Source organism: Avibacterium sp. 21-586 (genome assembly GCF_026226775.1).
In the GTDB taxonomy this organism is placed as follows: domain Bacteria; phylum Pseudomonadota; class Gammaproteobacteria; order Enterobacterales; family Pasteurellaceae; genus Avibacterium.
Window position 1 is genome coordinate 1,356,692 of the sequence record NZ_JAKKOD010000001.1, and the last position, 13,905, is coordinate 1,370,596.

General features: G+C 36.3%; 16 protein-coding genes. 14 read left to right on the plus strand and 2 right to left on the minus strand.

What is annotated here, in order from left to right; genetic code table 11:
- Window positions 1–38: 38 nt before the first annotated feature.
- A complete protein-coding gene (locus L5B71_RS06255) occupies window positions 39–932 on the minus strand; it encodes a DMT family transporter (protein WP_265757496.1) in 894 nt (297 codons plus the stop codon).
- Window positions 929–1,285: a dihydroneopterin aldolase gene (gene folB / locus L5B71_RS06260; protein ID WP_265757497.1), complete on the minus strand. Its 357-nt coding sequence runs from the start codon at window positions 1,283–1,285 to the stop codon at window positions 929–931. Before folB ends, L5B71_RS06255 begins: the two co-directional genes overlap by 4 nt.
- A 99-nt stretch (window positions 1,286–1,384) precedes the next feature.
- On the opposite strand from folB, the gene plsY reads away from it, so the two are divergent.
- From plsY to L5B71_RS06330, 14 genes are all read left to right on the plus strand, one after another.
- Entirely contained in the window at window positions 1,385–1,987 is a 603-nt protein-coding gene (gene plsY, locus L5B71_RS06265; protein ID WP_265757498.1) for a glycerol-3-phosphate 1-O-acyltransferase PlsY, read from the plus strand.
- A gap of 426 nt (window positions 1,988–2,413) precedes the next feature.
- Window positions 2,414–3,430, plus strand: a complete 1,017-nt coding sequence (locus L5B71_RS06270) for a 4-hydroxythreonine-4-phosphate dehydrogenase PdxA (RefSeq protein ID WP_265757499.1) — start codon at window positions 2,414–2,416, stop codon at window positions 3,428–3,430.
- A 20-nt stretch (window positions 3,431–3,450) separates the two neighbouring features.
- Window positions 3,451–4,455, plus strand: coding sequence for a dihydroxyacetone kinase subunit DhaK (locus L5B71_RS06275; RefSeq protein WP_265757500.1), 1,005 nt, complete (start codon window positions 3,451–3,453; stop codon window positions 4,453–4,455).
- Between the two features lie 2 nt (window positions 4,456–4,457).
- Window positions 4,458–5,090 carry a dihydroxyacetone kinase subunit DhaL gene (dhaL, locus tag L5B71_RS06280; RefSeq protein WP_265757501.1) on the plus strand — a complete coding sequence of 211 codons (633 nt, stop codon included), beginning with the start codon at window positions 4,458–4,460 and terminating at the stop codon, window positions 5,088–5,090.
- Between the two features lie 66 nt (window positions 5,091–5,156).
- Window positions 5,157–6,092 (plus strand): Bug family tripartite tricarboxylate transporter substrate binding protein, encoded by a 936-nt coding sequence (locus tag L5B71_RS06285; RefSeq protein WP_265757502.1) that lies wholly within the window; start codon window positions 5,157–5,159, stop codon window positions 6,090–6,092.
- A gap of 34 nt (window positions 6,093–6,126) precedes the next feature.
- Window positions 6,127–6,597, plus strand: coding sequence for a tripartite tricarboxylate transporter TctB family protein (locus L5B71_RS06290; RefSeq protein ID WP_265757504.1), 471 nt, complete (start codon window positions 6,127–6,129; stop codon window positions 6,595–6,597).
- Window positions 6,597–8,087 (plus strand): tripartite tricarboxylate transporter permease, encoded by a 1,491-nt coding sequence (locus tag L5B71_RS06295; RefSeq protein WP_265757505.1) that lies wholly within the window; start codon window positions 6,597–6,599, stop codon window positions 8,085–8,087. Before L5B71_RS06290 ends, L5B71_RS06295 begins: the two co-directional genes overlap by 1 nt.
- Entirely contained in the window at window positions 8,080–8,916 is an 837-nt protein-coding gene (locus L5B71_RS06300) for a sugar phosphate isomerase/epimerase family protein (RefSeq protein WP_265757506.1), read from the plus strand. Before L5B71_RS06295 ends, L5B71_RS06300 begins: the two co-directional genes overlap by 8 nt.
- Window positions 8,917–8,934: 18 nt before the next feature.
- A complete protein-coding gene (locus L5B71_RS06305; protein ID WP_265757507.1) occupies window positions 8,935–9,888 on the plus strand; it encodes a sugar-binding transcriptional regulator in 954 nt (317 codons plus the stop codon).
- Window positions 9,889–9,903: 15 nt separating this feature from the next.
- Window positions 9,904–10,356, plus strand: a complete 453-nt coding sequence (gene rpiB / locus L5B71_RS06310) for a ribose 5-phosphate isomerase B (RefSeq protein ID WP_265757509.1) — start codon at window positions 9,904–9,906, stop codon at window positions 10,354–10,356.
- A gap of 64 nt (window positions 10,357–10,420) precedes the next feature.
- Window positions 10,421–11,398, plus strand: coding sequence for a TRAP transporter substrate-binding protein (locus L5B71_RS06315; protein ID WP_265757510.1), 978 nt, complete (start codon window positions 10,421–10,423; stop codon window positions 11,396–11,398).
- Window positions 11,399–11,442: 44 nt separating this feature from the next.
- Entirely contained in the window at window positions 11,443–11,919 is a 477-nt protein-coding gene (locus L5B71_RS06320; protein WP_265757512.1) for a TRAP transporter small permease, read from the plus strand.
- On the plus strand, window positions 11,919–13,211 hold the full coding sequence (locus L5B71_RS06325) for a TRAP transporter large permease (protein ID WP_265757514.1): 1,293 nt from the start codon (window positions 11,919–11,921) through the stop codon (window positions 13,209–13,211). Before L5B71_RS06320 ends, L5B71_RS06325 begins: the two co-directional genes overlap by 1 nt.
- 13 nt (window positions 13,212–13,224) lie before the next feature.
- Window positions 13,225–13,905, plus strand: a complete 681-nt coding sequence (locus L5B71_RS06330) for a cyclase family protein (protein ID WP_265757515.1) — start codon at window positions 13,225–13,227, stop codon at window positions 13,903–13,905.

A 13,905-nucleotide genomic window follows, 5' to 3' on the forward strand; every position in this document is an offset into this window, starting at 1 on the left:
ATACCGCACTTTTTGTTTATTCCCGTTTATTTATTGCGTTATCCTTTCCGATTACACATCAGCAACCCAAGCACAATCAATGTGCCACTGGCGAAATGATACCAATAGAGCGCTTCCCCTAAAACACTAATACCAAGTAACGCGGCGAATAACGGTGTTACATTGGTAAACACCGCACCTTTTGCCCCACCCACAAGGCTTATTCCGTAATTCCACAAGGCGTAAGACAAAATAGACGGCCCGATAACCAAATAGCCAATCATTGCCCAATGGTTAGTGGATATTTGGCTGATGATCGGCTCGCTGGCGGTTAAGGCTTTCCATAGAAAAAACGGGCTAAAGCACAGCATTGCAATGGCAACAAGCAGGGTAAGCATCACTGCGTTAGGTAAATCTGTTGGGCGTAGGCGGATAATACAGCAGTACAGCGCCCAGCTCAATGCCGAACCAATCGCCCATAAATCCCCTTTATTCACATTAAATTGCAGTAAGGTTTGTGGATCGCCTTGGCTTAATAAACATAATACACCGAAGAAACTCACCACTGCGCCTGCGAGCATTAAAGGGTGGATTTTATCCCCGAAAACAAGACGATTGAGCAATAATACTGCAATCGGCACAACGGCAAGATAAATACTGGCGTTAAGTGCGGTGGTGGTTTGCAAGCCTTGATAAAGAAATAACGGGAAAATGACAATGCCAAGTAAAGAAAGAGCGGTCAAAATTTTCCACGTTTTTTGAATAGTGGGGTAGAAAGCGAGGGTGCGTTTAGCAAACAGCAACAACAAAATTACCACAGCGGGAAACCAACGAAGATAAGTTAGCACAATGGGATCCACTTCACGGCTTAGCATTTTGCCGAAAATATAATTTCCGCCCCAAAATAAGGTAGCTAAAATGAGGCAAAGATAGCCATAATGCTGTTTGTTCATCTTGTGCCACGTTCCACAATAATCCCTACATTACGCGCTTGCGCCACGGCTTTAGGTTTACTTAATTTAATTTTTAACCAGCTTAGCCCATATTTTTGTTCAAGCTGCGCTGCCACTTCATAAGCCACGCGCTCAATTAAGAAAAAGGGTTTAGATTGCACATAGTCAATGATAAATTCGCTGACTTCTGCGTAATTTAGGCAATATGCCACATCATCACTTTCTGCGGCTTGACGGCAATCCCACGCCATTTCGACATCAAAAATAAGCTTTTGTTTGATTTGCTGTTCCCAGTCATACACGCCAATTTGAGCGAAAACGACCAACTCTTCAATAAAAATGCGATCTATCATAAAATCCTTCAATATCCTGAAATACTATTAGGCGTATGCTACCAAGTTTATGTACAATAGACGAACAAATTTTTCACTTGACGAATCAGGTAGGTAAAAATGAGCCTTTTCGCCCTTTTTTATATGTTTTGTGCGTATTTACTCGGTTCAATTTCGAGTGCCATTTTATTTTGTCGCCTTGCGGGCTTACCTGATCCGCGTACCACAGGCTCACACAACCCCGGTGCAACTAATGTATTACGCATCGGCGGGCGCTGGGCTGCCTTAGCAGTACTGATTTTTGACATGCTAAAGGGAATGCTTCCCGTATGGGCTGGCTATTATCTTGGCTTAACCCAATTTCAGTTAGGCATGGTTGCACTGGCCGCCTGTTTAGGGCATATCTTCCCCATCTTCTTTAAATTTAAAGGCGGAAAAGGCGTTGCCACCGCATTTGGTGCGATCGCCCCTATCGGCTGGGGCGTGGATTTGTGGATGCTCGGCACTTGGCTTGCGGTGTTTTTGCTCACGGGCTATTCATCGTTAAGCGCCGTTATCGCCGCGATCACCATTCCTTTTTATGTATGGTGGTATAAACCTGAATTCACCTTCCCAGTAGCGCTCGTCTGCTGCCTGCTTGTGTACCGCCATCACGATAATATCCAACGCCTATGGCGTGGGCAAGAAGACAAGGTTTGGAATAAATTTAAGAAAAAGTCATGAGAACTAAATCATCAATTGATCACAATTATTCTCTTTTCTCTGGTATAAATATAGACATCTATCAGAAAATATAACTGATTCAGTCACTCCCATTTATTTATAAAGCAACAAGCTTTCAATAAATATATTTTTAGAACTAATCAAATAACCCTATCAGTAACTCTTTATTTTAACTGCTACTTAAAGCAGTCTGTAAGCAATATATAGAAAGAACAACTGTTCGCTATGTGATTTTATATTCAAATCATATGTCTACATATTAAGGCTGCACATATCTAAATATGTGATGATGCTCACAGAAATAAGAAAGAAATACAAAAAAATTTAGATATGGGATCTAGATCACATCTTTTCTAGAGTAAATATGATTAAATTTGCATAGTTCAAAAGAACACCTGATGAACATATGATAGATGAGGAGAGATGATGTACAAACCAACAATTGCTTTATTACTTGGAGATCCTGCTGGCATCGGACCAGAACTTGTAGCCAAACTATTAGCGCAAGATAAATACAGAGAACAAGCCAATATTCTAATTATTGCTGATGAAAATGAACTACGGAAAGGAATGGATATTGCACAACTACATTTTCCTTATGAACAGATAGAGGAAGAACATCTACCAAGCTACTCATTTAAGCGTGGCGTTCCAGCATTAATTGCACATCAATGTTCTGACAAAACACCTTTTGAATACGGTAAAGCAACAAAACAAAGTGGCATCTACATTTTAGAAACACTACAAAAAGCTGTCGAGTATGCACAGGCTGGGTATATACAATCTATTTGCTTTGCCCCACTAAATAAACAAGCTATGCATTTAGGTGGACTACAATACCGTGATGAGCTTCATTGGTTTGCCGAGAAGACAGATTTTCAAGACTTTGTCTGTGAATTAAATGTAGTTGATGATATTTGGGCAAGCAGAGTGACGTCACATATTCCATTCAAAGATATTGTATCTAATTTATCTATCCAAGGAGTGATTGATTGTATTTGCTTATTGAATAGAACACTCATTCAAGCTGGCATTTCTCACCCTAAAATTGCTGTACAAGCACTAAATCCACACGGTGGAGAAGGTGGTGTATTTGGTGATGAAGAAATAACGATTATTAAACCTGCAATTGAAAAAGCTCGTCAAGAATATGGCATTGATTTATACGGTCCGTTCCCAGGTGATACCACAATGCACGAAGTGCGTCGCTTAAATATTAATGGTGTCGTATCAATGTATCACGACCAATTTTCTACCGCTCTTAAACTTCTTGGCTTTGAACGAGGTGTAACCGTACAAGGTGGAATCCCTATTCCTATTGCAACAGCAAACCACGGCACTGCTTACGATCTATATGGCAAAAATATTGCTGTTCCAACTGCATTTGAAGCAGCATTTAATATCGCTGTGCGTATGGGCAAAGGCGTACTTACAGCTAACTAACACAGCTTGGAGAAACACTTATGAGTAGAAAACCTAAAAAACTATTAAATAATCCTCACGCTGTACCGGCAGAACAGCTAGAAGGCTTGCTGTACGCCTGCCAAGGTAACTTACTAAAAGTAGAAGGTTATAGTGGTGTATATAGAGCAGATATTCGTAACGATCAGGTTGTAGTTGTTACTGGTGGTGGAAGTGGTCACGAACCGATGTTTGCTGGTTATGTCGGACAAGGATTGGCTGACGCTGCTGCATTAGGTGATATTTTTGCCTCCCCTTCTCCAGATATTATTATTGAAACCACAAAAGCAGCAGAAAAAGGCAAAGGTGTTCTGTTTGTTTATGGAAATTATGCTGGCGACAATATGAATTTTGATATTGCAGCAGAACTACTAGAAGAAGAGGGCATTCAAGTAAAAACTGTGCGTGTAACAGATGATATTTCTGCTGCACCTATTTCTAAAATGAACGATAGACGTGGTGTGGCAGGGGATATGTATGTCTTAAAAATTGCAGGTGCAGCTATTGAAGCAAATTATAACTTAGAACAGGTATATACAGTAACCCAAAAAGCTAACTTTAACACGAGAACTATAGGTGTGGCTTTAGGTGCTTGTTCTATTCCTCAAACGGGGAAATTCAATTTTGAGTTAGCTGATGATGAATTAGAACTTGGTATGGGTATCCACGGAGAACCTGGCGTTAGAAGACAAAAGATGACAACTGCTGATGAAATTAATGGTGAGATGGTTGAGCGTTTATGTAATGACATGGAATTACAAAGTGGAGACAAAGTTTGTGTGACCATTAACAACCTAGGTGGTTCAACTTATACCGAGTTATTAATTGCTTATCGAAAAGTTTATCAAGAATTAACTGCACGAAATATTCAAATTTATGATGTGTTAATTGGTCCTTATTGTACATCTCAAGAGATGGCTGGTTATTCAATAACCGTTTTCCGTTTAGATGATGAATTACAAAAATTATATGACCTGCCTTGTCACAGTTTTGCTTGGAGAAAATAAAAATGAACTTAATAGAAACCAGAGAAATGCTACTCTATACCGCTGAAAAAATGATTGATAGCGAGCCTACTCTCACCGAGTTAGACTTAAAAATTGGTGATGGTGATCACGGAATAGGAATGCAACGAGGTTTTACAGCTGTCCGTGATTTGCTACAAAATGATAGTTTTGAGCCTAAAGATATTGGTGAACTCTTTTTAACAGTGGGAACAAAAATGATGTCAAGTATGGGAGGAGCTTCAGGCGCAATATTTGGCACATTATTCAGAGCTGGCGGAAAAGCCATTGCCGAACAACAACTTTTCAACAGTACAACGCTTTCACAATTTTTAATTGCAGGATCAGCGGCAGTCTTTGCTCGAGGTGGAGCAAAACCGGGCGATAAAACAATGATCGATGCTTTGGTCGCTGCAGAAAAGCAATCTGAAAAAACAGTAAATGAAGATTTACAAACTGCGTTATCTAGCATAGCAAATGCGGCTGCTCAAGGAGCTGAAAATACACGAAATCAAATCGCTGTCTTCGGACGCGCAAAAAGTTTAGGTGAACGCTCATTAGGTCATATCGACCCAGGTGCAGTTTCTATGTCTTTGATTCTCAAATATATGTCGGATTTTGTGAGTAAAAAAGACTAAAGTTGATTGTGTAGTAAAAATGCAATGTATCTTCCCAATTAATATTTCTTTTGAAAGGAGACGGATATGAGGAAAGTTTTATTATTAACTTCACTAGTAACAATGTCAGCAGTAGCTACTACATTTCCTAGTAAAAACTTAGAAATCGTAACTCATTCTGGTGCAGGAGGAGGAACGGATTTAACCGCTCGTATGACTGCAAAATTAACTGAACCACTTTTAGGTAAATCCATCTTAATTGTTAATAAACGTGGCGGTGGTGGTGTACTTTCACTAAATTATGTTGCCTCTCGTCCAGCAGATGGACATACAATTCTGACATATACGAGTGGACAAGCTAGCGAAATTGCAAAAGGTCATTCAAAAACAAAATTAAAAGATTGGGTTCCTATTGCGAGAGCAACCGATGATCCTCAAATTCTAATGGTAAAATGCAATCGTTTTACAGATGTAAATCAATTTTTAGAATCACAAAAAAAAGAAGCACTAACCTATGGTACCACACATTTAGGGGGTATTGATGATGTATCTGCCTTCGCATTCACTACCAAAGCTAACTTGAAAACAGCTAAGGTTATTCCGTTTGAAAGTGCCAATGAAGTTGCAACACAAATTGTTGCTGGAGGCGTTGATGTAGGCGTCTTAAATTTAGGAGAGGCTAAGGTACAAATTGAGGCAGGTCAAGTTTGTCCAATAGTTGTGTTAGCAGATAATCGTATGAAATCTTTACCTAATATACCTACAGCAAAAGAATTAGGAATACCCGTGAGTTTATCAACCGTGCGTGGATTTGTTGTAAAGTCGGGGACACCAGAAGATGTAGTAGAAAAACTTGAGAAAACATTATTAGAGGCTATGGCAAAACCAGAATTTCAAAAATTTTTGGCTAATCTCGGTCTAGATAAAACTTCAGTTGCGGGTAAAGAAATATGGGGTAGACAATTAGCAGAAAGTGATAAGGAAATGCACGAAGCATTGAAACAGCTAGGTTTTATTCAATAAAGTTAAAATGGTCTATTTGATATGGAGATAAATTATGAGAAGCAAGAAAAATTTCTTTATATTCTTCACTATTTTTGCATTTGCGAGTGTGGTTATCTATCTTGCTTCTCAATTTAGAGACTTACCACCCATTTTACAGAGAGGATTGCAACCCTCAACATTTCCTATTATCTGTGCAATATTTATTATTTTATTGAGTTTTATTCTCTGGCTAAAAAGTGATAATGAACGAGATAAATTAGAAGATAATTTTAATAAAATGACAATTAAAATCTTTCTTATTATTCCTGTATTTATAGGAATATTAAATATAGATTTTTTTCTAGCCGTTACCTTATCAGCCTTAGCTATACATATGTTATGGACGGATAAAATAAAAGTGTTCTCCCTTATTTTGCTAGGAATCATTTTACCTATTTTTGTTTATATTTTATTTGATCAGATTTTAGGAGTTAAATTTCCAGAAGGGATATTAATAAATTATATAAGTGGAGGTAGCCAATAATGGAAACTGTTTGGACTGCATTGAGTAACTTAGCAGATATTCAATTATTAGCTTGGATTTTAGTAGCCTCTATTGCTGGTATTTTAATCGGTTCATTACCCGGATTAAATGCTACAACTGGCGTTGCATTAATTCTTCCATTTACTATCACAATGGATCCAATATCTGCTGCAACAATTATGCTAACAATTTATTGTGCTGCAACCTTTGCGGGAGCAATAACCGCAATTCTAATAAATACACCTGGAACTTCTGCTAGTGCAACAACCTGCTTAGATGGCTATCCACTTGCTCAAAGAGGAGAAGCGGGTAGAGCATTAGGGATCGCTGCGGTATCATCTGGAATTGGAGGAATAATAAGTATTGTTTGTTTAATGGTAGCTGCTCCACTTTTAGCTGATATTGCCTATAAATTTGCTCCTCCAGAATATTTAACATTAACAATTTTTGCTATATCTATGCTAGCTACCGTTGGTAATAGCTCTGTTTTGAAAAATCTATTATCTGGTTTATTTGGAATACTAATCGCTACAATAGGTGTGGATCCTTTAACAACAATAGATCGTTTTACCTTTGGTGTTTCCGCTTTACACGAAGGTATTGGTTTAGTACCAATGATGATCGGCATATTTGGAATTAGTGAGTTATTTATTCAAGCATCTCGATCATCAGTTACTGGTAACCTAGTAAAAATGGACAAAATTAAGCTACCTTCTTGGCTAGACTATAAACGTATTTGGAAAACAATCTTACGCTCAACAGGTATCGGTACTTTTATTGGTATTTTACCAGCAGAAGGCGCAACTGTAGCCTCTATCGTAGGATATAACGAAGCAAAACGTTGGTCTAAGACACCAGAAGAGTTTGGGAAAGGCTCCATTGAAGGTATTGCAGGATCTGAAGCGGCAAATAATGCAGCAACAGGAGGCTCTATGGTGCCAAGCTTAGCTCTAGGAATACCAGGAAGTCCTACTGCGGCGGTCATTTTAGCAGGATTAATGATTCACGGAATTAATCCCGGACCTAATTTATTTATTGAAAAAGGAGAGGCTGTTTACACTATTTTTTGGGCAATGCTTTTAGCTAATGTCATCTTTTTTATTGTTGGATTACTTGGTGCCAAATTATTTGCTCGAATTACATTTATCCCAACTTCTATCCTATGGCCAATGGTGTTTGTTTTTTGCATTGTTGGAGCATATGCTGTTAATTTATCAGTAGTAGACATTTATATAGCATTGATATTTGGCTCTCTCGGCTATTTGATGAGAATATTTGGATTTTCTGTTATTCCAATGACTATTGGGTTGATTTTAGGCAGCGTTTTAGAATTAAGACTAGGTCAAACAATGACTATGGTAAAAAATGATTGGTGGGTTATTTTAGAACGTCCAATATCTGTTTTCTTCATTCTAGCAACGATACTTGTGCTAACTATGCCAATAATTAAATCTTATATAGCTAAGCGTAAAGGAGGTAAGAATGAATAACCACTTTAAATTAGCTGTCAATACTTCTATTTATGATGGATATGATTTAGAGACAATCTTTTGCTCCATTAAAAAATGTGGATTTAACTATTTTGAATTAGCTTATAATCAAGGATATGTTGGTAATTTAAATCAAGATCTCTTTAGCAAAGAAAATGCTGATCGTATTAATAGCCTGAAAAGCAAATATGGTTTATCCACTTTCTCTTTAGGTTGTACTATGGATCTATCAACAGATAATTTAGGTGATATTTTTTCTCCTCGTATCAGGTTTGCTCATTTAATTGGTGCTAAATATATTAATGTATGCACTACTAAACGAGAAAATAAAGTTAAATTAATTGATAATTTAAAATTATTAACCGCTCTTTTACAAGAGAATGATTGTGTTCTCTGTTTAGAAAATGCTGGGGATTATAATTTTAGTGCTTTTACTGAATTAGACGATGGATTAGAGATTTTAGATAAGCTAGATAGTAAGTTATATGCGATTAATTTTGATCCAGGTAATATGTTTACTTATGATTCAAACTTAAATGTTACTGAGCAATCTTTAAAATCTCTTAAATATTGTCAACACTTTCATATTAAAGATGTTGTCATTGAAGATAATAAATTCAAGTTTGTGCCTATAGGTGATGGTGTTATTGATTATAGAGAAGTTATTAAGATATTAAAAGATAATAATATCTGCTGTAGTTTAGAAATTCCATTAAGAATATACAGAGAGTTAGATTCAACACCTAAAAGATACCCTAATAAAGTAGATCTTAATTTAATTGAAGAAACATTAATAAAGTCTGCTAAATATATTAATAATATTATTTAAAGTAATAAGGATTAAATAATGAATCATAAAGAAATGGATCTATTAACTGAAATAGCAATTGCTTATTATGAACACGAATTAACCCAAGAGGAAATTGCTAATAAGTTTAATATTTCACGCATAAAAATTGGTAGGTTACTGAAGAAAGCTCGAGAAGAGGGGGTAGTAGAAATTAATGTTAAATATCACCCTGTTTTTACTTCTCAATTAGAAAAAAGATTAGTTGATGAATTTGGCATTCAAAGAGCATTAATTGCAATAGATACTCAAAATGAAGTGGAGCAGAGACGACAAGTCGCCGCTTTAGTCAGCTCGTATTTATCCCATACTCTGAAAGATGGAATGACTATTGCTGTAGGGCAAGGTCGTAATGTTGCGTCAGTTGGTGAGCATATTGGTATTTTTCCCGCAAAAGCCTGTAAGTTTATCTGTGGTATTGGTGGCGTTCAACGAAATGGCGAGCCAGTCGATGCTGATCACACTTGTAGAAATCTGGCAAGAAATTTTGGGGGAATAAACGAAACTTTATATGCTCCTGCTTATCTTGAAAATAAGGAATTTAGAGATGTATTTATGAAAAACGGTGTTATTAAGGAAACACTGGACAGGGCAAGAAAAGCAGATATTGCACTAGTTGGTATAGGTGATATGAATGAAAACAGTTATATGGTGCAATTAGGTTGGTTTACTCCGCAAGAAGTAACCGAAGCTAAAATGAATTTAGGCGTTATTGGGGACATTGCTGGTTATGGCTTTTTTAATTTACAAGGCGATCCAGTCGAAACGGTTATGAGTGATCGGGTAATTGGATTAAGTCTTGAGGATTTAAGAGCAATACCTTGTGTAATCGGCATTGCATCTGAAAGTAGTAAAGCAATGGCAATTTTAGGTGCATTAAGAACGGGGATTATCGACATTATTGCAACCAGTGCAAGCAATGTGAACACAATTTTAAATTTAACTAAGCTATAAATACAAGGAGTTAAAATGAAACTTGCAATTGGCTGTGATGAAGCAGCATATAATTTAAAAGTAGAGCTAATGAAATATTTAGATACGCTTGGTATTGAATATGATGATTTTGGTGCTAATGCTGGTGATGTCGTTTTATACCCTGATATTGCCGAAGCTGTTGCTCTTGCTGTGGCAGAGGGGAAATACGAAAGAGCTATTTTAACGTGCGGCACAGGGATTGGTATGTCTATTACAGCAAATAAGATACCTGGCGTTAGAGCCGCAGTTTGCCACGATATTTTTTCCACAGAAAGAGCAAGAAAAAGCAATAATGCACAAATTATCTGCTTTGGTGAGCGAGTTATTGGTGTTGAATTAGCAAAATCATTGCTAAAAACCTGGTTAGATTGTGATTTCGCTGGCGGTGGTTCAGCACCAAAAGTAGCAAAAATTGACGAAATTGATCAGAAATACCATAAAGCCTAATACGACTATTCCATTAAGACTATAACGCTATTTATTTTAATCACACACGAATGGGGGTGTATTTATGAAAAAACTTAATTTTCTTTCAGCAACAGTTTTATCTCTTCTCTACTCTGCAAGCCTTTCTGCTGCTGGAATGCACGAATTAGCGTTGAGCCATTATGGTTCGCCAACGGATACTGTGACCAAAGCAACTGAATTTATGGCAAAGAGAGTCAAAGAGTTATCAAACGGGCGAATCACAATAAAATTACACCCCAATAGTGAATTAGGTGCGTCAGGCACTCAAATTGATGGCACCAGAATAGGAACTATTGATATTGTTGTAGTAGGAAATCCTTACTATACCACTTTTAATGAACGGCTTAACTTACTCGATTTGCCATTTTTATTTAAAAACGAATCACATGTTGAAAAAGTGCTAAATAGTGAAGTGGGCGAAAATTTACTCAAATCATTAGAGCAATATGGCTTAAAAGGTTTAGCCTTTTATGAAATTGGCTTTAGAGATATTACCAATAATAAACGACAAGTTACTTCTGTTAAAGATCTCTCACATCTTAAATTAAGAACAACACCAAATCCTGCTCATATTGCTGCTTTCAAAGAATGGGGAGCAAATCCAACACCAATGCCATTCAATGAAGTATATTTTTCGCTAAAAACAGGTGTTATTGATGGACAAGAAAATCCAATTCATCATATTTACAATAACAATCTACAAGAGGTGCAGAAATATTTATCTTTAACACACCACGCCTATACAGCAGCTCCAATGGCAATGAATTTAGATCGCTTTAATTCATTAGATAAAGAAGAACAGGATATATTGTTACAAGCGGCAAAAGAGGGGGCTGATTTAGAGAAGAATTTAAATATCGAAGAGAATAAAATTTATTTAGAAAAACTTAAATCACAAGGTATGGAAGTAGAAGTCTCACCTGATATTACTTCATTCCAAGATGGTGCTAAAAAAGCTTGGGACGCCTATGCTAATAAATTTGGTGATCAAGAAATCAATAAAATTTCTGAACTTAAATAAAATTAAGCTGTAACTAACATTCTGTAGAGTAAGGAAGAAATATTATGATTGAGAAATATGAAAACTTTATCAGCAAGACATTTTTATCGCTAGGTTGTTTATTTTTTCTTATTCTAGTCGTTATGACATTTATTCAAGTAATTACTAGATACGTCATTAATATTTCTTTTCCTTGGGCAGAAGAATTTTTAAGGTTTTGTTATACCTATATGATTTTATTTGGAATATTAACCACAACACAAATACAAGTACCATTATTAAGAATAATGATTTTTGAAAAGTTTAAATATGGCTGGTTACTCTCATCAATACTATATATTGTTATGCTGGTCTCTCTAGCTCTGTTAATAAAAGGTGGATTGAAATTATATAGTATGAATCTAAATAGTTATTATTCTGCTTTTAAAATATCAATCTCCTGGGTTTATGTTCCATTTATTTTATGTTTATCGCTTGAAATTATCCGAATTATTATTTCTTTTGTCTCATTGGCAAAAACAAAAGTGGTGAGGGAGTTATAATGTCATTTATCATTCTATTAGGCGTTATGTTTATCTTAACCGTCCTTGGATTACCGCTATTTTATAGTATTATTTTTTCTTCTATCGTTACTCTGTTTTTATTTTTACCTTATGTACCTGTTACGATTGTTGCACAACAAGTAATGCAAGGAATTGATACCAATGCACTACAAGCACTAGCATTCTTTTTCTTAGCGGGCGAGTTAATGAGTGTTGGAGGGATTACGGCAAGAATTATTCGTTTTGTAACAGCATTTATTGGACGTTGGCAAGGCTCTCTTGCATATATTAATATTTTCTCCAGTCTATTTTTTGGCTCTATTAGTGGCTCTGCCGTTGCATCAACGGCTGCTATCGGAAGCTCATTAATCCCTGAAATGAAGAAAAAAAATTATCCTGCTCCTTTCGCTGCTGCCTTGACACAATCCGCTTCAATTATCGGTCCAATTATTCCACCAAGTGTGCCGATGATTGTATTTGCAGCACTGGCTGGCGCAGGTGTATCCGTTGGTAAAATGTTTCTATCTGGTATCATACCGGGATTGCTGATTGCGTTCTCTCTCATACTTGTTACGTTTATTATTTCCAAAATTAAAGGATTCGGTAATCAAGCTACCCCCTTTAGTTTTAAAGAAGTAAAAGAGAGTTCAAAAGATGCTATATGGGCATTATTTTGTCCAATTATAATTCTATATGGAATTATTTCTGGTATTTTTACTGCCACAGAAGCAGGAGCTGTCTCAGTGGTATATGCTTACTTAGTGGGGGCATTTATTTATAAAGAGTTGAGTATAGAAAGACTAAAAAAAGCATTAATCTCCTCTTTAAAAGGCACAATTACGGTTATGTTAATTGTTGGTGCGTCTTCAATATTTGCCTGGGTCATAGCAAGGCTACAGATTAGTCATCAAGTAGCAAACTATGTTGCTGAAATTTGTTCCTCGCCCTTATCTGCCCTAATCCTTATCAATATTATTGTTCTTTTTATTGGAATGATTATGGATCCAACTGCGGCACTAACAATTCTAGTCCCCGTATTTATGCCAATAATCAATCAATTTGGGATATCACCAATTCACTTTGGCTTAGTCATTATTTTAAATTTAATGATTGGACTTGTTACACCACCCGTGGGGTATTTAATCTATCTTTCAGCAAATATCGCAGAATGTGAGCCGATCAAAACATTAAAAAGTAGTATTCCTTATTTACTATCATTATTAGGATTGCTTGTTATCTTAATTTTAGTACCTGAATTTAGCACTTACTTACCAAATTTATTCTTTGAATAAAAGGAGATTGATAATGGATAACACTTGGATTGATCTATCAATGCCTATTTCGAATCAACACATACGTTGGCACACTACCCTAGAGAAAAAAGGCAATTTTAATTCTGGCGATCTATTTGAAGCGACACAAATACAAGTATCCTGCCACGCATTCACGCATATGGACGCATTAAGCCATATAAACAAAGGTGGCTATACGATATTAGATATTGATCCTAATACTTATATTGGCGAGTTTTACATAGTCGATCTTTCTAAAGAGATTACAGAAAATCTCGCTATCACAGCAGACATATTAGAACGTGTGTGGCCTAAAGGTGATCCAGATAAAATTATCTTTAAAACACAATGGGATACTTTTTATAGCTATAATACGAAAGAGTTTTGGACCAAATCCCCCTACCTAACAGATGATGCTGTAATCTTTATGTGGCATAAAAATATCACTATTGTTGCGTTCGACTTTCCGCAGGATTATCCGATTAGATCTTGGGTAGAAAATAGAATCGATAAACCCTTAGAAAAACATCCAACACACTATCACTTACTATCTAGGGGAGTAACCTTAGTAGAATATATCTGTAATACTAAAAGCATCACAAGCCATAAGGTTTATGCCGTAATGGTTCCTATCGCAATAGAAAATGCAGATGGTTCTCCTTGTAGAGTATTAATTAAAAATATTACAGAGTAA

Bases quoted from the DNA above. Each gene is read 5' to 3' on its own strand.
- L5B71_RS06255 (WP_265757496.1), bottom strand. From the start codon at position 932: ATGAACAAACAGCATTATGGCTATCTTTGCCTCATTTTAGCTACCTTA.
- folB (WP_265757497.1), bottom strand. From the start codon at position 1,285: ATGATAGATCGCATTTTTATTGAAGAGTTGGTCGTTTTCGCTCAAATT.
- plsY (WP_265757498.1), top strand. From the start codon at position 1,385: ATGAGCCTTTTCGCCCTTTTTTATATGTTTTGTGCGTATTTACTCGGT.
- L5B71_RS06270 (WP_265757499.1), top strand. From the start codon at position 2,414: ATGTACAAACCAACAATTGCTTTATTACTTGGAGATCCTGCTGGCATC.
- L5B71_RS06275 (WP_265757500.1), top strand. From the start codon at position 3,451: ATGAGTAGAAAACCTAAAAAACTATTAAATAATCCTCACGCTGTACCG.
- dhaL (WP_265757501.1), top strand. From the start codon at position 4,458: ATGAACTTAATAGAAACCAGAGAAATGCTACTCTATACCGCTGAAAAA.
- L5B71_RS06285 (WP_265757502.1), top strand. From the start codon at position 5,157: ATGAGGAAAGTTTTATTATTAACTTCACTAGTAACAATGTCAGCAGTA.
- L5B71_RS06290 (WP_265757504.1), top strand. From the start codon at position 6,127: ATGAGAAGCAAGAAAAATTTCTTTATATTCTTCACTATTTTTGCATTT.
- L5B71_RS06295 (WP_265757505.1), top strand. From the start codon at position 6,597: ATGGAAACTGTTTGGACTGCATTGAGTAACTTAGCAGATATTCAATTA.
- L5B71_RS06300 (WP_265757506.1), top strand. From the start codon at position 8,080: ATGAATAACCACTTTAAATTAGCTGTCAATACTTCTATTTATGATGGA.
- L5B71_RS06305 (WP_265757507.1), top strand. From the start codon at position 8,935: ATGAATCATAAAGAAATGGATCTATTAACTGAAATAGCAATTGCTTAT.
- rpiB (WP_265757509.1), top strand. From the start codon at position 9,904: ATGAAACTTGCAATTGGCTGTGATGAAGCAGCATATAATTTAAAAGTA.
- L5B71_RS06315 (WP_265757510.1), top strand. From the start codon at position 10,421: ATGAAAAAACTTAATTTTCTTTCAGCAACAGTTTTATCTCTTCTCTAC.
- L5B71_RS06320 (WP_265757512.1), top strand. From the start codon at position 11,443: ATGATTGAGAAATATGAAAACTTTATCAGCAAGACATTTTTATCGCTA.
- L5B71_RS06325 (WP_265757514.1), top strand. From the start codon at position 11,919: ATGTCATTTATCATTCTATTAGGCGTTATGTTTATCTTAACCGTCCTT.
- L5B71_RS06330 (WP_265757515.1), top strand. From the start codon at position 13,225: ATGGATAACACTTGGATTGATCTATCAATGCCTATTTCGAATCAACAC.